Consider the following 20,599-nt stretch of genomic DNA (forward strand, 5'->3'; position numbering starts at 1 on the left):
ATTTCACTTCTAATGCTATTTATGAATCTGGTAGATTAGATTAACTGTGCCTGAGAATGTCCACAGATTTTGTCCACTTGGATAATCTGCAGTAGAGCCAGAATCATTTTCCCATTGATAATTGTAGCCTTTAATCATCTGGGCTTTACTACTGAGCACTAATCTATCCCATTGGTGATCCCATAAAATTCCTGCGCTAAAATCAACCCATGGACGTTTATTGGGATTTTCCCCAAAAGCTCTGTTATAAAAATCTTGTTGGTTTTCAATACGCTGAAATAGAACCCCCAGCTTATTGAGATTTGCTACTTTAGAGAATTCTAGGATTTGAGCATTTGCCCCTACTCCTATGCCTACTCCCATAGACTGTCCCTCATTGGTAAAGCCTCTCACTTGATAATGAGTGTGCCAGCTTGTATTTAATGTATTGAGATCCGCATATCTGATATACCTGTTCACTGACTCAGCTTGCTGGACTATCTCTCCTCTTAGCTGAAAATATTCACCTTGCTTACCTGATTTGAACAGTTTAGAAAAACCCAAAAGGTAAGCTCTAGCATGCTCTGGACTCAAAATAAAATCTCTCCAGTCATAGCTGTGATCTTGTTTTCCATATTCTGCATAAATCTCAAAATTCCCTTTAGAATTATAATACCTTAAAAAAAATGACACCTGTTGATCTTGAGCCTTGGCATCATAGTCTACAGAGTTGTCATTGGTAAATAAATTCTTCTTTTGGAAAGGTTCTAGAACGGGGAATCGGCCGTTGAAACTATCCGGCACATCTTCATTATATTGCTGAAAAGTCCTATTGAACCCTACATATATTTTAGGAAGAAACACAGGCTGATAGGTAATGGTTAACCCCGTGACGTATCGCCAATCTCCTCTGAAAGGTCTAGCAAATATTCCATTCAACCGTTGATTTTGTGAAGGAAGAACTCCTGTATCTTCAGCTCTTCCCGCAATCAACTCTGCTTCGAGTGTACCAATAATAATATTTGCTGGGCGACTGGTTCTGAGAAACAAGTGTTCCATTCCTCTGGCATTATTACTGAAAATCAAGGACGTAAACTGGCCTGGTCCCCACCATATATTCTCTGTTGAGACGCCTAGTGCTACAGGGCCTGCATTCAAGCTAATGTATGATTGACCCAGCCAAGCAAATGAATTATATTCTTTTGGAAACCGCTCTGGATGATCACCGAAATTCCAATACCTGAATCTAGCGAATATGGTATTGTCAGAATAATTCTCCCCAAATCCCTGATAAGCTTTATTTTGACTAGCAACAAACTCTGGCCTAAACTGAAAATTCAGAAAGAAGAGTTTACCATAAACTCCAGGTGAAAGGAGTGTCTGCACACCGGCACTATTCATCATGCTATAATTACCCCAACCGTATGGTCTATTTGAGTTAAACACAGTGGTGCTCAGAACAGGCAAAAGCTCCAATTGCACACGCTTCTTCGCTAGTACTGTGGAATCATTTAAATTTCTGAAATGATTCTGTTTAAGACTGACTATAGGTCTTAATGAAAAAGATAAATCTTTTATTTCCTCATTCCCTAATAACTGCTGTCGCCGCAGGCTTTCTTCCAAAACTGGAAATCCAGCAGGAATAGTCTGGGACCTAGCACTGCTAGAAACAAGCCATCCCACAGCACAGCTAGTCAACAACAAGTAAAACCTCAATTTCAAATGGACTTCAGCATTTTGACGTACCTCTTGTTAATTGCTTTCCAAGAGTAATTTTTACGAGCTAGCTTATACATGTCTTTGGAAATTGCCTCTCGGTCAAATTCCTTTAGACGCAATAGTTGTTGGAGCAATTCGTCTGAATCATTGAAATAAACGGCTTGATTAAAAGTAGTTTCCCTGTTATAATTCACGCCAAAAGCGATGATCGGAAGGCCCAAATACATTGCCTCCACCAGAGATGGGTTAGTCCCTCCAGCACTATGACCGTGTAGGTAGTAATGACAATTTGATCTCAACACATTTAGCTCTTCAGTAGCATAAATTGGGTTGTAAAGAATGACATTTTTCTTGGTCGAATATTGCTCGTACAGACGCATACCATAATCGCTGGAATTCCAGTTGCCCACAATTACATAAGGGATCTCAAGGTTATTTTCTGAGAAAACCTTCAGCTGCATCTCAATATTATTTTCTGGCTCAATTCTACAAACCGTGAAAATGTAAGGTTTATGGATAAAGGCGTACTTCTTTTCGTACAAATTAGGATCTACAGAAGTAGCATGATTAGCTCCATAAGCGATTAGATGAGACTCTTTACCGTATTCCTCCTGTACATAGTCATAGATATGCTTATTGTCAGAAATAATAGCGTCCGAAAACTTCACCGCCAACGCTTCTGAGAACTTCAAAAATCGTTTTGCAAAGGATCCCCACTTATCACGCTTCCACTCTAGCCCATCGATGTGAGTGATCACTTTGGCACTGGTAAAAGGCTTAATAAATGGAATAGTAATGGCGCCAGAAACACCCAGGATCAATATATAGTCAAACCCGCTTACCGACTTCCAAAGTGAAACTGAGTCATATATAACACTTTGAACGCCATTAGCTTTCAAATTCAAATATTCAAGCTTTGCCCCTTTGTAGCTGTCTAGCTTCTCTGGGTAACTCTGACTTTGACAATAGATGGTGATATCATAATATTTAGGAAGTATGTCCAGTAGGTATTCTACTAGCGTCTCAAATCCCCCGTAGTTGGCAGGAACTCCTACTATACCTACAATGGCAAGTTTTTTCTTAATCATTCAAATACTTATTCATAATACTCACCATTTTGTTCCTTTCCGATTCATTATTCAGAAGGAAGTAACGGTTATATGCTTTTAAGAGTTCCTTAGTTTTAGCTGAAGATTTAGGCGACTTCGCTTTGACATCAGCTTTTTGAACCTCTTCTAAAGCATCTTTCAAAATCAAGTACCTCAGAGAAACCTGAGCATCTGGATATACAAAATGGCTGTCACCTGATGGCAAATCCGAAAATATTGCGGATTTCATAATCTTGGAGGACCACAGGTTAAATGCCCAACGCAACATCCCATCGTATCCCTTAGCTCTTGAAAGCATTAGCAAGAAGTAAATATCCCCATAATTCGAAGCCATCAACATGTTTGGCTGAACTTCATAGCATGAAGTATAGTAAGTTGTTTTAAATCCTTTGGATTTGCGCAGCGCCAACTTATCCGGATCAAGAACAATATTACTAGCCAAGGAATAATCGTAAACCAATTCTGATAAAGCTGGACTGAACCTACCTGAATAGCCAAACTTAAATGCTGGATCGATGCCCTTTACATATTTAACGAGTTCAGCTGTCTTATTCATATCTCGCTCATCTACCCAGAAAACCGCCTTATCCATCCAGTTTTTTGCCTTGAGATAGGATGCAAAGTCTAGTAAAAATGGCTTCCAAAACGCATTATACTCATCTGTACCCGGTGCAGACTTAAAAGTCTTTACTTCACCCGCAGTTTCATCAAAGTAAAAATAAGTCTGATTCCATGGGTATAGATTGTGAACTGCTATTTCCTTTGAAACACCCTTGGATGCTGCCAACTCTACATATCGCTCAAATGTAGAATAATCATAGGAATAGCTTCCATCCGCTTTTTTACGTACCTGGATCATCATTTGCTCGACAGGTTTGATCTTCGTATTGAAGAGATCGTAAAATACGGAGGTTGTCACTACAGTCTGATTTAATACTTTCAGCTGCTCAAACATCAACCCCATCTGCTCCCAATGCTCTTCGGAGAAAGGTTTGAAATCGTAATAGGTGGAAATAGATTGCGGAAACTGCCAGAAGTCCATCTCAAAATCAAGCTCAGAAAAGTCCGGCAACTTTTGATCAATGACCTTTATCGTTGCTTCGATTTTCTGAGAATCGCCATTTTGATCAAAGGTCAGTTCTACTGGATAACTTCCAGGCTTAAGCTTTTCTGGTATTTGGATTTTCACCAAACCATAGGTAATTGCACTTTCTACTGTAAAAGAATTGCCTTGTAAGGTTTCGGCCCGATCTGGAAAAAAATCCTTCACAAAGGTTCCATTCTTTTTAGCATTACCACAGTTTCCTGCGGAGATATCTCCCTCAACTAGATGCAATTGTATTAGCTCGGCTTTAACATTCTTACCCTCTACTTTCAACTGAAAATCAAGTCCTTTGGTAGAATCTGAATAAATCAAAAAGGGCAAAATTACAGATTCATTTCGCCATGCTTTAAATTCGGATTTATTGGGTGCTTTTGAGCCAAAATCCTCAAAAGTGGTAAAGTGAGCATTCAGCTGTGCTTGGGCATAGTTGCCCAAAGACATGGATAGTATTATGAATAGAAAGATCTTTTTCATGATTTAAGTAGGTTTGAAATCCTTGTATCAAAGTTATCACGAGAATATTGAGCTTTTTTCAACTCCGCTCCTTGGCTTAAGTTAATCCAATGTGCCTTATCATTTGCCATTTTCAAAATTTCAGTTGCCATCTGATCTAAGTCTTGATAATCAATCTGATATCCATTCACTCCATCTTCAACCAACTCAGTTACCCCGCCCTGTGTGGGCACAATAGCTGGAAGGCTATAATACATACCTTCTAAAATAGTCATACCAAATGTTTCAATGCATTCATCAGGATGGGTCAGATTCAAAATAAGAGAAGCTTTTTCAAAAAACGGATGCACATCTCTCTGCACTGGGAAAATCTGAAGGTTAGAAGGTAAAGACTCCGTCAATTCAAACTTTCCAACCTCTTTGCTTTCATCACTAAGAACCAAAGTAAAACTAAGAGCTGGCAATCTTTTCGCTAAGCTGACAAATTCAGCAACTCCCTTATAGGGACGTAGCGAGGCTAGCATAAGTACTTCAAAATTACTTGAAGCTTGATTTTTAGAACTTGATTTCAGTGCAAAATCTTCAGAGACACAGTTGTAAATCACCTGGCTACTGATTCCCTTACTTCTCAGATTAGCAGCTAAATAGTCAGAAACCACAATTACTTCAGAGGAGAAACTTTTTACGATCCAGAACAAAAAGTTACTCAGAAGTCTAGGACTAATCTCATTTTCGTGCACATGAGTAATGATTCTTTTCCCCATTAATTTACCCATTAGTATCGCACCAAAGGGAAGAATGGTATTCACATAAAAGATTTTCTCGTCTTGCCTGTTTTCAAAAAGCAACTTTATCGCCAGCAAAAACTGGCTGAAAAAGAAAGAAAACAGTGTCAAAATTCTATGTTCCGATCTAGAATAGAAATTACTTTTCCGCTCAAATCCAGACAAAAAACCCTCTGTGGTACTTGTATATAACTTCACTTCTATCCCGTTTTTTTGTGCTGTGCTGATCACAGAAGACAAAATCTGTGGACTACCGGTGAAATTATTCAGCAGATGAAAGAATACGATCTTTTGAGGCACTAGGAGGTTTAGAATTAAGAATTAGTAGAAAAATGCTGATCAATAAATATAAGGTCGTGGCATAAAACTCATGCGTAAACTGCTGTGCGATAATAAAAATGTAAAAAAACATGGCAGCATAGAAGACTTTCTTTCGGATGAAAAACATAAGAGATATCATCATCACAGTGGCTAGATACGCGAGATACCCAATAAACCCGTAGGTATACAGCAAAACTGAGGTACCATTTTCGATGTATCCTGTTTTATATTTCGTTGACCTAGCGAACACATCACTTACCATATTATTCCCATGACCAAAGAGGTATTCCTTCCAGCTGGAGTATTCAAAGAATGAGGTTCTAAAAGCTTGAAGTAAGTCTGCCCTGGAGTTGAGCGTGCTTACATTAAAGATGAGCTTATTGATGAATTCAAAATAATACAAGTAGAACATCGCAGCCACAACGAGGGTGAATATGAAAATCTTACGATGCTTGAAAAATAAAATCAGGTAAAAGATTACTAAGGTGTTACGATTGAATGTAAGAATGAGTCCTAGAATTGCTATTCCATAGGCAAGTGAATCCAGCTTAGTGAGAGTATCGGATTCCTTCTTCCAGTAATAAATCAAGAACCAACCGATCAGCAAGGTGCCATAGGATTGCACCGTCGTCGTCAAGCCTTTGGCAGCATGAAGGAAAGGTAAGCCCTTGTCGTACATGGGGTGAACATGTGGATTCATCCCAATCAAATAACTACTAAACACCAACAGGATCCCTACACAAATATGCACAAAGAGCCCCCAGTATAGGATATCCAGAAATGCTTCCTCTTCCGCTGCTAGACCAGCAAAGAACAACCCTAAGACAGGGAAAAAGATAATTAAGGAAGAATCTGGAAGATTTAGCACATAGCTGAGCAAGCAGTAGGTTGCTAGCCCAAGAATAGGAAAAAGCAATCGAGGCGAAAATGTTTTGCTGAGGAAAATCTGATGAAATATCAGCAAAGCCACTACTCCAAGCATCGCGACCTTATCTAATGGCAAGCTGATGAGTTTCGAACAGGAAACAAGAAACACACAAAGGATCAATCCAGCTTTGCCTATTAGGCGAGTCGAATGAAGTGCTAAAGCTGAACTAGTCACCAAGCACCTCCTTGATTTGCTGCAATTGACTAAACCTTGAGTATTTTGCAATTTTTTGTTTGGAATACTCTTTCAACTCTAAGATTTGATCCTTTTGATATAGCGCTCTGATGTTCTGAATTTGCTCAAAACATTCTTCAGCAGAATTTGCGGCGAAGCCCAGTCCAGCTTCAGTCAGCATTTTCTCCATTATATCTGCATCGGAAGGACAAAGAACTACTGGTTTTCCCAAGGCCATATACTCGTATAGCTTACTGCTTGGTATCCCTTTCATGCTTCCGTAGGCCATTGCCAAAAAAGCATGAGCCTTTTGAAGTTCCACTAAGGCCTCTTTCCTCGGTAAGCGATCCGTGACTTTCACATAAGGTTTAATATCAGCTGGAAGCAAATCTTCTATCCTCCTCCTCTCCTTCTGATCATAACCTGCCCCAAGAAATAAAAGGTGAAAAGGTGCAGAGGCATTTACTGCCAATTGCAACGCTCCCAAGATGTAAGATAAATCCTGCGATGGGTAAAGAACTCCGCTATAGATTAGCGTAAACTCTTGAAATAAAGTTTGAGACGGAATCGAAAGCAACTCATCTTCGAAACCATTTTCTATGGTGTATCCTTTTTTACCGATAAATCGGGCTATGCGATCGGTATATACTTGACTAACTGAAATAATTGAATCAGCGGATCCAACCCATTTCTTCTCATAGTCAGACTCCACTTTTGCTATCCATTTTCGAACTACACCACCAGACCTTTCCATCTGAAGTTCGTTTGTACTCCAGTCATCTCTATAGTCCGCTATCCATTTTAGACCTAGTTTTTCCTTCAGTGAATATCCGATTCTAAACAGGTAAAATGGCTCTCCTGATATAATAGCAGATTCAAATCTCTGCTTTTTGAGAAGCTCATTAATAAAAGGAAGGAAATTGGAAAAAGAGCTGAATTTCAGTGTAAATCGAGCTAGAAACACATCTAATAACTTAACCACTAAAAACAATGGACGTAAGGCTGACTCTCCAAAAGCTAAGTAAGCTCGATCAAGTATTCCTGGACGAAAAGGCAAATAATAAACCTCATGCGTATCGAATACCTCATGGCGCACTTTATCTCCTAGTGGGCGTTTAGTATCCTGATGAGATCGGGTTTCGGAAGTCCAATCTCGAGTAATGACTGTGGGGTAATATCCCAGTCGATGCATGTTTCGGGCCCAAAAAGTAATACGCTGAGAAGGAGTCAGCGTACAGGGTGAAAAGTAATTGGAAATGAGAAGTAGTTTCCTCAAGATTTTCTAGTTGGTAGTCTCATTCTCCTTGTGCAAAACTTCCAAATTCAATTCCTTAAAAATATCAGACATCACCTGTTCATTGAGCTGATTCGAATACTTCCATGAAATCTCATGAGAACGCATCTTCATTTCTTGAATCTGTTCTGTTGTGAGTGCATTCAAGGCATCACTCACTTCTATTTCATCATAGGTAGATGCCACTGCTCCATTATTCTCATTCAAGACTATCTGGCTCATCTCTGGTGACGGACCAACTACAATAGCCAATCTTGCTTGTATAAATTCAAAGAATTTATTCGGCAAAGCATTCGCATAATTAAAATTGACTGGTTCTAATAAAAAGACCCCTATGTCAAATTGATTGATGTAAGCAGAAATCTCAGTGGTAGGAACAGGGTTCAAAAAAGTTATTCTTTTCCCCTTCGCCATCTTCTTCAACTTGTTAAAATAGGACTCGTCCGTTGGCATCAGCATGAGATATAAATGAAACCTCGGCTGAAGGTAATCCATCATCCGGATCATCTTCTCCAGCTTTCTGCTACTATTTGCAATACCGTGGTGAATCAATTTCACAGAGCCATTCTCCATCTGGTTTGGATTCAAATTTTCAGCAAACTCTGGACTATTTAAAATTAAAGCTGATTGGACGTCAAATTTATCATCATACTCACTTTTGATGCCCGCAGAAACAGTAATTAACTTATCTGCTCGATGAATATATTGGTCACATATGTACTTGTAATAAGCAGAATGCATCAGCTTCCACAGAAATTTGTTTTCAAAATGCCTTGGGTAATATTCATGGGCATCCAGAATAATTTTGATTCTGCTATTCAGACTTTTTAAAGCAAAGGCTACTGGCCAGGTCTCCAAATCATTGGCTATAATAAGGTCAATCTCATTTTTGACGACTAGTGCTCCCAATTTCTTCAAATTCACTAGTTGCAGAAATTTCTTTTCCTTGAGGGAGTTAACACGAAACAGATTCAAAAAAATCAATTGAATCTTCTCCAACATGGTTCTCTCCCTATTCATCAAAGGAATAAACTCATGAGTTCCTTGATACTGCAATCCACTTAAAAACACTGAGCTATCTTGAATTGATTCTAGAAAATCAATTTGTCGTAGAACACGAGGGTCTTTATGTATGCTAGAAAAGGATAGGATTAAAACTCTCATGCAATTTCATTAACAACTTTATGAAAATAAGCTAGCTCTTTATCTATCGCCAGTTCCTTTGCCGCCAAGTGGGCATTCATCTTAAAGGCTTCAACCTGGCTTTTATCCAAAGAATTGAGCAAAACAGCGATGCTCTCTGCGGAAAAATCACTTGCTACTACACCCAAATCATATTGCTTCACATAAGGACTCATTTCTACAGAAGGCCCAATAGCCACTCCTAACCTGCCTTGAATAAATTCGAAAAACTTATTCGGCAAGGCATGCTTATAATTGAAATTTGAAGGAGGCAGGATAAATATTCCTAAGTCAAATTGATTAATAAACATGGGTATCTCTTCTGTTGGGACTGGGCTATGAATAACGATCTTTTTAGAGTTTTTGGCTCTCTCTACCAACTTGGAGTAGTATTCCGGGACTGTAGGAATCAAAATTAAATTAAGGACAAACCTTTCATCCAGAAACGCTATGATGTCAAACATCAATTCAAGGTTTCGCCCTGGTATTGCTGCACCATGATGTATCAATTGAATTTTATCATTTTCAACGGCAGAAGGCTCCAAATCTATAAAACGTGGAGAATTTCTAAAGATAGAAAACGGCTTTCCCGCAAGGCTTTCATATTCCTCTGCGATCCCTTTTGAGACAGTAAAACAATAGTCAGTAAAGGGTATGTATTTCTCTGACAAATAATATTTATAGGGTGAAATATACTTTTCCCAATGTTCCAAATTGGTCATTTGAAGAGGGGAAAATTCATGAGCATCCAGGATTACCTTGGCTCCAGTTTTTTCTTTAATAGCAACCGCCAAAGGCAGGGCATCAATATCATTGGCAATCACCACTTTAGGATTAAAATCCACAAGTTTAGACTTAACATTAACTCGTAAAAAGTCCCAGTAATACTGCTCATATTTTTTGAAAACTTTCAGAAGAAGATTCTCTCTGTAAAGTTTGAAAAATAATGACAAGCCCTTCTTGATGAAATAAGGATACTCGACGTGAAAAGCTTGAATTTCCTTAAGTTGTACAAATGAGTTTCCTTGACCAGAAGCTTGCCTTCCTGCTTCCATAATCTCATGATCCGCACCCAAAATCTGTAGTTGTCTCAGTACTCTAGGATCAGAGGCGAAGTTGCTGTAAGAAATTATTAAAACCTTGGTTTTCAATCGTGTGAGGTTTTTCTGAATTTATAATATGGATACAGCACTTTTAAACTTATCAATATAAACGCTAATAAAAGCAGTAGTCGAATTCCCACATTCCCCTCAATAACACCTGATAAATAAATAGAAAAAAGGGATATCCCAGTGATGATTATGATTAGCGCATTTCCGAAGTCATATCGTATATAATGCTTCTTCTGAGAAAAATAGAAAAGAATAATCGCTGCCAAGAGGTTTGAAAACACCAAGGCAACTGCAGCCCCCTCTTTTGAGAATAAGGGAATAGATATAAGTAAGAAAACCACATTAATCCCAGAGGCGATCATCATCGAAAGAGAGAAAAGCTTGGTCTTTTTAGCTAATGAAAGCCCCATAAGCCCAAAACTATTATAGCCTAGGAAAAAGAAACTAAATGCCAACACTGATGCTACAAATGAGGCTTGGTAAAATTTTTCGTTTGTAAGAACAACTAATATTTCATGGGAAAACAAGGCAATAAAAAGCGCACAAAAGCAACCGATAAATGTGTACGCCAAAAAGACTAGATTGTAAGTTTCAGATGCATCCTTTTCATTTTTTATAGAATAGGCAAAAGGCAGATATGCCATTTGAAAAGCTCCAGTGAACAGCAACATACCTCCTGCCAAATTGTACCCAATTTGAAACAAACCAACCTCATCTTTAGATCCTGTTAGGTAATTGATAAAGAATGAAGCTGAAGAATTATTAATCCATGAACTGAAAGAGGCTGGTAACAAAGGAAGCCCAAACACCAACATCTTTTTCATCACCGATAAATCCAAAAGTTTGGGAGAAATCCATTTCCACATAAACCACACGGCCACAAAAGAAAAGATAATGGACACTATCAAATTAGCGTAAAACACCCCGTTAATCCCTGCTCTCAGTACTACTACGAAATAGTAATTCAAAAATATGGTGAGTAATGAGGCAGTTAAGGTGACAATTACTGTAGGAATGGGCTTACGCTGGTATCTAAACCATTTGATCAGAATCACCCGAAAGCTAAAGAAAAATAAATTCGAGAACGCTATTATAATCGCATAGGAATAAGAAGCATTCCCCAGCAATAGCGTAGAAAATTGGGGCGCGAGTAGACATAAAACTATTCCAACGAGTAGAGAGAAAATTATTTGAATCCAAAACCAATTAGCAATCGGAATCTTTCTTTCTTCCCCCTTATTCTCATAAAAATAAAAAGCCGAGGCACTGTCCAATCCCAAAATTACCATCAAAGAGATTAAGGAAAATGACATGTTTATTAATGACATGTCACCATAATCAGACGGACTAAAAATCTTGGTGTATATCGGAACTAAAAAAATGGTAATGAACCGAGTCAGGATATTAGCAATGCCATAAATAGCACTTTCCCCCAAAAGAGCCTTTAACTTACTAAACATGACTTGTCCTCATCCTTAGCTCGTTAAAGTCTGGTTCACAGTTTAAAAAAATCATAAAGTTGAAACGGGTTTTCCTTTTTTTGGCATTTTCTATAATGCAAATGGATGTTTGCTCAAAGGTGCCGCTGCCAAAGGATGATAATCCCCTTTCAAACCTATAGGCTCTGCATGGCGAATATGCTGAACGATTTCTATACTAGGTCGTGCTTCTTCTAAGCCAAAGCCTTCGCCTCCCAAAATATGTTTGTAGCTATGCGTATGCAATTCCGTAAAGCCATCTGAGAACTCTATTTCTGTGCCTTCCATGGTCAATGAGCGATAGGTTCTGCCTCCTCTTGCCTTCACAGCATCTGGTAAGGTATCTGCATTGATACTCAAGAACCAACGTACTCTGGCTTTCTCCAATTCAAAATAGCCAGAAGCTCTATCATGGGTGTGAACATGGACTACGTTTTTCTTCACCGCTCCAAATACCCAAGTCAACATATCATAAAAGTGAACGCCAATATTGGTGGCAATTCCACCGGACTTACTCACATCACCCTTCCAGGAAGTGTAGTACCAATGTCCTCTTGAGGTGATATAGGCCAGATCAATGTCATAGATCTTGTCTTTTGGGCCTTCCTCAATCTGCTTCTTCAGTGCTATGATAGAAGGATGAAGTCTGAGCTGAAGAATATTGTACACGCGGGTTCCATGCTCCTTCTCCACCTCTGCCAAGGCATCTATATTCCATGGGTTCAGCACCAAAGGCTTCTCACAAATCACATCTGCTCCTACTCGCAATCCAAAGCGGATATGAGAATCGTGCAGGTAGTTTGGGGAGCAAATGCTTACATAATCAATAGGCTTCTGAGTACGCTTCAGTTTCTCTACATGCCTGTCAAAGCGCTCGAATTCAGTGAAAAAATCAGCATCTGGAAAATGGCTATCCATTACTCCCACGCTGTCAAATTTGTCATAAGCGGCTAAGAGTACATTTCCAGTATCTTTCACAGCTTTCATATGTCTTGGGGCGATATAGCCCGCGGCACCTATCAAGGCAAAATTCTTCATACTCAAAGTTTTGTTACTTCTTTATTGCTAAGCAAATATCGATCTCCAGTTTCCTGGCATTCGGCTTCTCCTTGCTCATTGAAAACTAATTTAGAGCCAAATTCACTCATCCAGCCCATCTGTCTGGCAGGATTCCCCACCATCAAGGCATAAGCAGGAACATTCTTGGTAATCACCGCTCCTGCACCGATAAAGGCAAATGCGCCAATATTATGCCCACAGACTATGGTAGCATTGGCTCCTATGCTCGCTCCTTTTCCCACATGGGTTTTGGCATACTCTGACTTTCTATTCACCGCACTCCTTGGATTGATCACATTGGTGAAAACCATGGAAGGTCCTAAGAACACATCATCATCGCAGCTCACTCCGGTATAAATAGAAACGTTGTTCTGAACCTTTACATTGTTCCCAAGGACAACTTGTGGCGAGACCACTACATTCTGGCCGATATTACATCTCTCACCAATTTTACAATTAGGCATAATGTGTGAAAAATGCCAGATTTTGGTCCCAGCTCCGATTTCACAGCCTTCATCTACATAGGCACTTTCATGTGCGAAATAATCCTTCATTTAAAAAAACTTTTGATGGTTTCAATAATATAGTCTTGATCTTCGGATTTCATCTCCGTATGAATAGGCAGTGAGAGTACGTTCTCACACAGTGATTCTGCTACAGGAAAATCACCTTTTTTGAATCCCAAATCTAAATACGCTTCCTGCTGATGTAGCGGAAGTGGATAATAGACCATGGACGGAACTCCTTTTTCAGCCAGGTAGCTTTTCAATTCGTCTCTGCTAATGCCTACCACTTGTACCGTGTACTGGTGAAAAGCATGCGTAGAATTAGCCGCTCTTCCGGGAATCTTAAGATGTGCATGTCCTGCAAATGCTTGATCGTATCTGTCAGCCACCTCATTTCTAGAAGCTGAGTAGCGATCCAAGTGCTGTAGCTTTACCTTCAAAATAGCAGCCTGAAGCGTATCCAAACGGGAATTTACCCCAACGATATGATGATGGTACTTTTTCTTTTGACCATGATTGGCAATCATATGAAGTTTCTCTGCGAGCTCAGCGTCAGTGGTAAACATCGCTCCACCATCTCCATAGCAGCCTAGGTTTTTGGAGGGGAAAAAAGAGGTAGTTCCTACATCTCCCATCGTTCCTGCCTGCTTTACTGTTCCGTCTGAGAAGGTGTACTTAGCTCCAATTGCCTGAGCCGTATCTTCTATGACTTTGATATTGTGTTTTTGGGCTACTGCCAAAATAGCTTCCATATTGGAACACTGACCGTACAAATGAACAGGGACAATCCCCGCAGTCTGAGAGGTAATCTTAGATTCTAACTGTGCAATATCAAGCTCGTAGGTGTCAGGAACTACATCGATAAAAACTGGTTTAAGCCCTAATAAGGCAATGACTTCAGCTGTAGCAACATAAGTGAAGGCTGGCACGATCACTTCTTGACCAGGCCGGAAATCCAAGCCCATCATGGCTATCTGAAGTGCATCTGTACCATTGCCGCAGGTAATCACATACTTCGCTCCAGTATAAGCAGCCAGCGCAATAGAAAATTCTTTTACCTGAGGGCCATTGATAAAGGCCGTCGTGTCGATCACCTCTTGAATCGCCTGATCTACCTCAGTCTTAATTAACTCATATTGGGACCGAAGGTCCACCATCTGCACTTTCATATAAAAATCTAAAGTCTAGCGTCCACTAATTCCTTACTCAAAACAGATTTCACATCAAAAACCACCTGAGAATCAGATTTTTTGATATCCCAGCTTTTAAATTCTTTGTGACCAACTGCGAGTATTATAGCAGAGTATTCTTCTAAGTTAGGCTTAGATACTCCAGAGCTAATATCTATACCGTATTCGTGCTTTACCTCTGCAGCATCTGCCCAAGGATCATACACACATACATCTATATCAAAGGACTTAAGCTCAGCATAGATATCTATCACACGGGTATTCCGCACGTCAGGGCAATCTTCTTTAAAAGTAAAGCCTAAAATCAGAATTTTTGAGTCAATCACTTTCAGGTCCTTCCGCATCATATGCTTGATCACCTCAGTAGCTACATGTTTGCCCATGGAGTCATTGAGTCTGCGCCCAGCCAGAATTATCTCTGGATGATAACCTACTTCCTGAGCCTTTTGTGCCAAGTAGAATGGATCCACAGAGATGCAATGTCCTCCAACTAGCCCCGGTTTGAATGGAAGAAAATTCCATTTGGTTCCTGCCGCTTCCAGTACATCCTGAGTATCAATATCCAAGAGATTGAAAATCTTAGAGAGTTCATTCACAAAGGCAATATTGATATCCCGTTGAGAGTTCTCAATTACTTTAGCAGCTTCAGCAACTTTAATGCAGGATGCCTTATGAGTACCTGCAGTAATCACTGATTTGTACAATTGATCAACATATTCAGCTACCTCAGGAGTAGAGCCTGAAGTTACTTTTAGTATCTTAGTGACAGTATGTTCTTTATCTCCTGGATTGATACGCTCCGGGGAGTATCCAGCAAAAAAGTCCTCATTGTATTTCAAACCAGATATTTTTTCCAATACTGGAATACATTCCTCTTCTGTCACTCCTGGGTAAACGGTGGATTCATAGATTACAACATCTCCTTTTTTCAAAATCTTTGCTATCATCTCCGATGCCTTAAGCATAGGAGTTAGCACTGGTCTATTGTGCTTATCTGTGGGTGTGGGTACAGTTACGATAAAAATGTTTGCAGATGTCACTGGAAGGATCGCATCTGTGATCAGCAATCCACTTTTATTCTGATCCAGCTCAACTTCAGTACTCACCAATACCTTTTGCAAATCTTGATCGGCAACCTCTAAGGTTCTATCATGTCCCTTCTGAAGCTCATCTACCCTAGCAGCATTGATATCATAACCTACTGTCTTGTATTTTTCTGCAAATGCTGCTGCAAGAGGAAGGCCTACATAGCCTAAGCCTATAATGGCAATTTTACTATTCTCTAAATTAATTAACATACTGATATATGTGATTATAAATTACAGGTAATACTTTCATGCATTAAACCCACAAATCAATTCTATTCTTCTTGTCTTAATACTTTATGCCCATGACTTACGAGATCCAAATCTCTATGGAAAAGTTTAATATCTGATGACATCATATCTTCTACCAAGCCAGCTAAATCATACTGTGGTGACCATCCCAGTTTTTCGTTTGATTTGGATGGATCTCCAATTAAGAGATCTACTTCAGTAGGACGGAAATAACGAGGATCCACCTTGACCAATACTTTATCAAGAAGTGTTGAAGGCAGAAAAGTGGAAGGATTTGAAGATTTTCCACAAGCCTCTCTATATTTATTCTCATCTATTGAGTCGCATATACCTAACTCCTCTATTCCAGTTCCTTCCCAGCGGAGCTTAAAGCCTATATGGTCAAATGCCATAATGATAAAATCACGAACCTTAGTGGTGACACCAGTCGCAATCACATAATCTTCCGCCTTCTCCTGCTGCAAAATGAGCCACATGGCCTTCACATAATCTTTGGCATGTCCCCAGTCTCGTTTAGCCTCTAAATTCCCCATGTAGAATTCCGTCTGAAGACCTAATCCTATTTTAGAGACTGCTCTAGTGATTTTGCGTGTCACAAAAGTCTCCCCTCTTAATGGAGATTCATGATTGAACAAAATACCATTACAAGCGAACATATTATATGCCTCCCTGTAATTTACTGTGATCCAATAACCATACAGTTTGGCTACTGCATAGGGTGATCTAGGATAAAATGGGGTAGTCTCAGATTGTGGAACTTCCTGAACAAGTCCATACAACTCGGAAGTTGAGGCTTGGTATATTTTCGTTTTCTTTTCAAAGCCAAGCAGTCTGACTGCCTCAAGGATTCTGAGAGGTCCTATACCATCAGCATTCGCTGTATATTCAGGCGTATCAAAAGAAACTTGGACATGTGACATGGCTGCCAAATTGTATATTTCATCCGGCTGACATTCTTGTATTATACGAGTCAGATTCATAGAATCTGTCATATCCCCATAATGCAATACAAGTTTAGGGTCATCCACTTGAGGATCTTCATATAAATGATCAATCCGATCAGTATTTAATAGGGACGACCTTCTTTTGATTCCATGAACTTTATAGCCTTTCTCTAATAAAAATTCAGCTAAATAAGCTCCATCTTGACCGGTAATACCTGTTATTAGCGCTGTTTTCATTTGATTATTTTTATCACATTCATAAAAAAATTGAAATTATAAAAGTTATATGCCTTGATGCAGTTGATATAAACCAATCTAAATTTTAACCTCTTTAAAGCTCTGTTGGTTAGCTAAAAACCAGTCATATGTTTTTCTAATCCCTTCTTCTAAGCCTATTTTAGCTTTCCATCCAGCATTTTCCATTTTTGAAACATCCATTAATTTTCTAGGTGTACCATCTGGTTTTATACTATTCCACTTAATTTCACCAGTATGACCTACTATTCTTTGAATCATAATAGCTAACTCTTTGATTGTTAAATCATTACCTGTACCCACATTATATAGATTATCTGAAAATTGATTCTCCAAGGCAAACACAACTGCATCAGCTAGATCATCAACATACAGAAATTCTCTCAATGGAGATCCAGACCCCCATAGCTCTACGGGCTCACTGCTAGTCGCTCCTGCCAATTTCGCTTTGTGAAACTTACGAATCATCGCAGGAAGCACATGTGAGGTTCTTAGATCAAAATTATCGTTTGGTCCATACAAATTTGTTGGCATTAAGGAAATGTAATCCTTACCATATTGTTTCCTTATTGCTTCACAAGCTTTTACACCAGCAATTTTTGCAATAGCATACCATTCGTTAGTAGGCTCTAATGCTCCTGTCAATAAATACTCCTCTTTTAATGGCTGTAAGGCTAATTTTGGATAGATACAAGATGATCCTAAAAAAATGAATTTTTGAACATCTGTTTTCAGAGAATAATCAATCAGATTATTTTGAATCTGCATATTCTCCATCAAAAACTGATACGGATAATCATTATTAGCTAAAATACCCCCGACTCTTGCGGCAGCATCTATTACAACATTTGGCCTCTCCTCTTTGAAAAATTTGGCAACATCCTCTTTCTTTCTTAGATCTAGCTCTTGCGAGGTCTTGCCTATTAAATTTCTGAACCCTTTAGATGCTAGAGCTCTCCATATCGCAGACCCCACCATTCCTCTATGGCCGGCAACGTATATTTTTGAGTCTATGTTCACTATATTTTATTCATGGGTAACAATTCTAAAATGTAAAACTATTTCAGGTTGAATTTCAAACTAAACCTGGCTTCTCTCTCTCCAGCTGCTCAAACACTTTCTTTACATCCTGAGCGTTTTCTTTATTCAGAACAAGAACAGCATCACCTGTCTGAATAAGAATGGTGTTACTTAAGCCTACAAATTCTGTATGGAGACTTGATCCAATAACCATATTGCCATTTGAATCAACAGCATATCCTTCCATTACAAAATGATCATATATAGACTCAAATGATCCCATATCAGACCATGCAAATTTGGAAGGAACAACTTTGATCCTCTTAGTTTTCTCCATTACAGCATAATCAACTGAAATTGAAGGAATTCGCATAGAGAGCTCAAAATCTAGCTTACCATCTTTTGCTTTGTCAATAGCAAATTTAGAAGCTTCATATACTTCTGGTTCAAAACGCCTTAACTCCTCCAGATAAATTCCTGCTCTAAAGCAAAACATTCCTGAATTCCAGTAGAAATCACCACTTTTCACATATGCTTCAGCTGATGCCAAGTTAGGCTTTTCTAAAAAACCTTTAACCTCTTCCCCATCTGATTCTATATAACCATAACCTGTTTCAGCCCTATTCGGCTTCAAACCGAAAGTGACTATATATCCTTCTTGCGCAAGCTGAGCAGCTCGATTTACAGCAATCTGATATTCATGGCCAGATTCTATCAAATGATCTGATGGAGTTACAAATAAAATATCATCAGACTTAAGGGAGAAAGCTGCAAAAGCTATAGCAGCGGCTGTGTTTCTAGGACAAGCTTCAATTATCTCAGTGTATTTGACGATACCTGAAGATGAAAGGTCATTTCTCGAGAGTTCATAATTTTCACAATTACCAACAACCATAACTTGATCACAAAACCCAGTGTTTCTCTTCACCGTATGCTGAAACAGAGTATTCCCGTTAAAAATTGGCAGGTATTGCTTAGGCCGCGATTTCCTTGAAAGAGGCCAAAGCCTAGACCCAACTCCGCCTGAAAGAATAACATTAACGATTGCCAAGCCTACTGATTTTGAATACTTTGATTAGTATTTGTGAAAAAATATGATTTAAAGTATTCTAATTTATGAATAATATGCTTCTTGTCCCAGTGCAGTACGTACAGCTTCGCCCTTTCAGTCCCATGGAAAGAAGATATTTGGAAACCTAAAAATTCCAATCATCCGCCATTTCGGGCTTAGCTTAGTCGTTCAATCCCCAAAAAGGTCAGTTAAACCTCATTTACAGATTTTAAAATAAAAGGCTTCAATAGATGCCAAAATTAAAATTTTGCCCACTTTTTAAAGCCTTTCGCGCTGCAAAGATAGGGAAGTGAGTAGTTTTTGTACTCATTTTAAATACTATTTTCTATCGGAAATTTTATATGTTGAAATCTGCATTTTGAATTGGCAGATTTAAACTTTGTTGAGATCTTGTATCAGGCTGATGACCAAGTTGTAATAATTCATTATGGTCAGAAACCGGATTTATGGAGTTTGAGTTGCCATGGATAGAAATTCTGGAGACCATGGTACTAAACACGAATACAATCCCATCCCTCTGCACTTGCCAATCGCAAGCTCGTCGCGAAAGCTTTCGGGATATCCTCCCACCGCACCTTAAATATAAACAATGCTACCAATTGATAACTATTTGTTAGGCTATATGGAATATGACCTGCTTAAGGTAGGATATAGCTCGAGCCAGCGGCTCGTCTAAATTGTAGCCAGATATGGATTCATGAAGTACGAATGATGAAATACCTGGTAAATTAGAAATTATGACCATTGACTCCTGGCAAGAAAGTCTGTGGAAAAAGAGACTGCTTGCAGGTGGATGCCGGTCTGCTTTGCCGGAAAAAACGGAAAACAGAGAAATCGTAAAACACCTAGTAGCTGTAAATTAATCTGAATGTCGAATGATTAATGATGTTGGGGCAATTGTTTAATAAACACACCTTTGATGAGCCCCTTTGAAGCCAATATCTACGTGATGCACAGGGTGACCATCCCTTCGGGAGGCAGGCCATCCTTTCGGGAGGTAGGTAACTTGTGGGTTGATGATACAATTAAAACCTTCGAGGTTCTGAAAAGGATCTCAAAAGATTGGTAATAAAAAAGAGTCCCAGAACATTCCGGGACTCTTTTGATATTTCTAATTAACTAATTTTCACTCTACTATCAAACGATGCATTTGCGTAGCTCCTGATTCAGTGGTGGTAGTCACCAAGTAGACTCCAGCAGCTAGGTCGTCCACTTTAAGAGTGTACCTGTTACCATTTGCCACGATGCTTGGCTCGTACTTCTGGATTAATCGGCCTCGGATATCGAAGATCGCGATCTCCGCTATCTCAACAGATTCATCCGTTGGCTGAAGGTTCACAATAGAGCTCGCAGGGTTTGGATACATCTTGATGGATGTCTGTCCAAAGCCAGAGTCAGTATTGAAGCCTGCCTCATTAGATCTGTTTACTTGGATAGTTATGGTTTCTTGAGTGACTAAGTTTCTGCCATCACGAACCGTCACCTTCACCTGATGAGCTCCCGCAGCCATGAACACATGGCTAGGGTTCTTGTCGGTGGAAGTATCGCCATCCTCAAACTCGTAGCTATAGCTTAGG

18 protein-coding genes are annotated in these 20,599 nt (G+C 39.2%); 1 reads left to right on the top strand and 17 read right to left on the bottom strand.

Going from position 1 to position 20,599, the window contains the following annotated elements; all coding sequences use genetic code 11:
• Window positions 1–15: 15 nt before the first annotated feature.
• The 16 genes from LV85_RS19300 to LV85_RS19375 all read right to left on the bottom strand — a co-directional run bounded on the left by LV85_RS19300 (window position 16) and on the right by LV85_RS19375 (window position 19,001).
• Window positions 16–1,701: a capsule assembly Wzi family protein gene (locus tag LV85_RS19300; RefSeq protein ID WP_111322541.1), complete on the bottom strand. Its 1,686-nt coding sequence runs from the start codon at window positions 1,699–1,701 to the stop codon at window positions 16–18.
• On the bottom strand, window positions 1,698–2,786 hold the full coding sequence (locus tag LV85_RS19305) for a DUF1972 domain-containing protein (RefSeq protein WP_111322543.1): 1,089 nt from the start codon (window positions 2,784–2,786) through the stop codon (window positions 1,698–1,700). The genes LV85_RS19300 and LV85_RS19305 overlap by 4 nt, the downstream gene beginning before the upstream one ends.
• Entirely contained in the window at window positions 2,779–4,386 is a 1,608-nt protein-coding gene (locus LV85_RS19310) for a glycoside hydrolase domain-containing protein (RefSeq protein ID WP_111322545.1), read from the bottom strand. The genes LV85_RS19305 and LV85_RS19310 overlap by 8 nt, the downstream gene beginning before the upstream one ends.
• Entirely contained in the window at window positions 4,383–5,450 is a 1,068-nt protein-coding gene (locus LV85_RS19315; protein ID WP_111322547.1) for a glycosyltransferase family 4 protein, read from the bottom strand. Before LV85_RS19315 ends, LV85_RS19310 begins: the two co-directional genes overlap by 4 nt.
• The gene (locus LV85_RS19320) at window positions 5,413–6,474 is read right to left on the bottom strand and encodes a hypothetical protein (RefSeq protein ID WP_146260511.1); all 1,062 of its coding nucleotides are present in this window, start codon (window positions 6,472–6,474) and stop codon (window positions 5,413–5,415) included. The genes LV85_RS19315 and LV85_RS19320 overlap by 38 nt, the downstream gene beginning before the upstream one ends.
• Window positions 6,475–6,565: 91 nt before the next feature.
• Complete coding sequence (locus LV85_RS19325) at window positions 6,566–7,849, bottom strand: glycosyltransferase (RefSeq protein ID WP_111322551.1); 1,284 nt, start codon at window positions 7,847–7,849, stop codon at window positions 6,566–6,568.
• Window positions 7,850–7,855: 6 nt separating this feature from the next.
• A complete protein-coding gene (locus LV85_RS19330) occupies window positions 7,856–9,031 on the bottom strand; it encodes a glycosyltransferase (RefSeq protein WP_111322553.1) in 1,176 nt (391 codons plus the stop codon).
• The gene (locus LV85_RS19335) at window positions 9,028–10,200 is read right to left on the bottom strand and encodes a glycosyltransferase family protein (RefSeq protein WP_111322555.1); all 1,173 of its coding nucleotides are present in this window, start codon (window positions 10,198–10,200) and stop codon (window positions 9,028–9,030) included. Before LV85_RS19335 ends, LV85_RS19330 begins: the two co-directional genes overlap by 4 nt.
• Entirely contained in the window at window positions 10,197–11,621 is a 1,425-nt protein-coding gene (locus LV85_RS19340; protein ID WP_111322557.1) for an oligosaccharide flippase family protein, read from the bottom strand. Before LV85_RS19340 ends, LV85_RS19335 begins: the two co-directional genes overlap by 4 nt.
• 90 nt (window positions 11,622–11,711) lie before the next feature.
• Entirely contained in the window at window positions 11,712–12,677 is a 966-nt protein-coding gene (locus LV85_RS19345) for a Gfo/Idh/MocA family protein (protein WP_111322559.1), read from the bottom strand.
• A gap of 2 nt (window positions 12,678–12,679) precedes the next feature.
• Window positions 12,680–13,252, bottom strand: coding sequence for an acyltransferase (locus LV85_RS19350; RefSeq protein WP_111322561.1), 573 nt, complete (start codon window positions 13,250–13,252; stop codon window positions 12,680–12,682).
• Window positions 13,249–14,373: a DegT/DnrJ/EryC1/StrS family aminotransferase gene (locus LV85_RS19355; RefSeq protein WP_111322563.1), complete on the bottom strand. Its 1,125-nt coding sequence runs from the start codon at window positions 14,371–14,373 to the stop codon at window positions 13,249–13,251. Before LV85_RS19355 ends, LV85_RS19350 begins: the two co-directional genes overlap by 4 nt.
• An 8-nt stretch (window positions 14,374–14,381) precedes the next feature.
• Window positions 14,382–15,692 carry a nucleotide sugar dehydrogenase gene (locus LV85_RS19360; RefSeq protein ID WP_111317859.1) on the bottom strand — a complete coding sequence of 437 codons (1,311 nt, stop codon included), beginning with the start codon at window positions 15,690–15,692 and terminating at the stop codon, window positions 14,382–14,384.
• A gap of 62 nt (window positions 15,693–15,754) precedes the next feature.
• The gene (gmd, locus tag LV85_RS19365) at window positions 15,755–16,912 is read right to left on the bottom strand and encodes a GDP-mannose 4,6-dehydratase (RefSeq protein WP_111317862.1); all 1,158 of its coding nucleotides are present in this window, start codon (window positions 16,910–16,912) and stop codon (window positions 15,755–15,757) included.
• Window positions 16,913–16,990: 78 nt separating this feature from the next.
• Window positions 16,991–17,953 carry a GDP-L-fucose synthase family protein gene (locus LV85_RS19370; RefSeq protein WP_211318392.1) on the bottom strand — a complete coding sequence of 321 codons (963 nt, stop codon included), beginning with the start codon at window positions 17,951–17,953 and terminating at the stop codon, window positions 16,991–16,993.
• A 52-nt stretch (window positions 17,954–18,005) separates the two neighbouring features.
• Window positions 18,006–19,001, bottom strand: a complete 996-nt coding sequence (locus LV85_RS19375; RefSeq protein WP_111317867.1) for a mannose-1-phosphate guanylyltransferase — start codon at window positions 18,999–19,001, stop codon at window positions 18,006–18,008.
• 758 nt (window positions 19,002–19,759) lie between these two features.
• Here LV85_RS19375 and LV85_RS22385 point away from each other — a divergent pair.
• On the top strand, window positions 19,760–19,885 hold the full coding sequence (locus LV85_RS22385) for a hypothetical protein (RefSeq protein ID WP_262510136.1): 126 nt from the start codon (window positions 19,760–19,762) through the stop codon (window positions 19,883–19,885).
• Window positions 19,886–20,148: 263 nt separating this feature from the next.
• On the opposite strand, the gene LV85_RS19380 is transcribed toward LV85_RS22385, so the two are convergent.
• Window positions 20,149–20,599: T9SS type A sorting domain-containing protein (locus LV85_RS19380; protein ID WP_146260512.1), on the bottom strand; the 451-nt coding region annotated here is incomplete at its 5' end.

It is taken from the genome of Algoriphagus chordae (genome assembly GCF_003254055.1).
GTDB lineage: Bacteria > Bacteroidota > Bacteroidia > Cytophagales > Cyclobacteriaceae > Algoriphagus > Algoriphagus chordae.

Bases quoted from the DNA above. Each gene is read 5' to 3' on its own strand.
- LV85_RS19305 (WP_111322543.1), bottom strand. From the start codon at position 2,786: ATGATTAAGAAAAAACTTGCCATTGTAGGTATAGTAGGAGTTCCTGCC.
- LV85_RS19360 (WP_111317859.1), bottom strand. From the start codon at position 15,692: ATGTTAATTAATTTAGAGAATAGTAAAATTGCCATTATAGGCTTAGGC.
- LV85_RS19350 (WP_111322561.1), bottom strand. From the start codon at position 13,252: ATGAAGGATTATTTCGCACATGAAAGTGCCTATGTAGATGAAGGCTGT.
- LV85_RS19355 (WP_111322563.1), bottom strand. From the start codon at position 14,373: ATGAAAGTGCAGATGGTGGACCTTCGGTCCCAATATGAGTTAATTAAG.
- LV85_RS19340 (WP_111322557.1), bottom strand. From the start codon at position 11,621: ATGTTTAGTAAGTTAAAGGCTCTTTTGGGGGAAAGTGCTATTTATGGC.
- LV85_RS19310 (WP_111322545.1), bottom strand. From the start codon at position 4,386: ATGAAAAAGATCTTTCTATTCATAATACTATCCATGTCTTTGGGCAAC.
- gmd (WP_111317862.1), bottom strand. From the start codon at position 16,912: ATGAAAACAGCGCTAATAACAGGTATTACCGGTCAAGATGGAGCTTAT.
- LV85_RS19345 (WP_111322559.1), bottom strand. From the start codon at position 12,677: ATGAAGAATTTTGCCTTGATAGGTGCCGCGGGCTATATCGCCCCAAGA.
- LV85_RS19330 (WP_111322553.1), bottom strand. From the start codon at position 9,031: ATGAGAGTTTTAATCCTATCCTTTTCTAGCATACATAAAGACCCTCGT.
- LV85_RS22385 (WP_262510136.1), top strand. From the start codon at position 19,760: ATGACCATTGACTCCTGGCAAGAAAGTCTGTGGAAAAAGAGACTGCTT.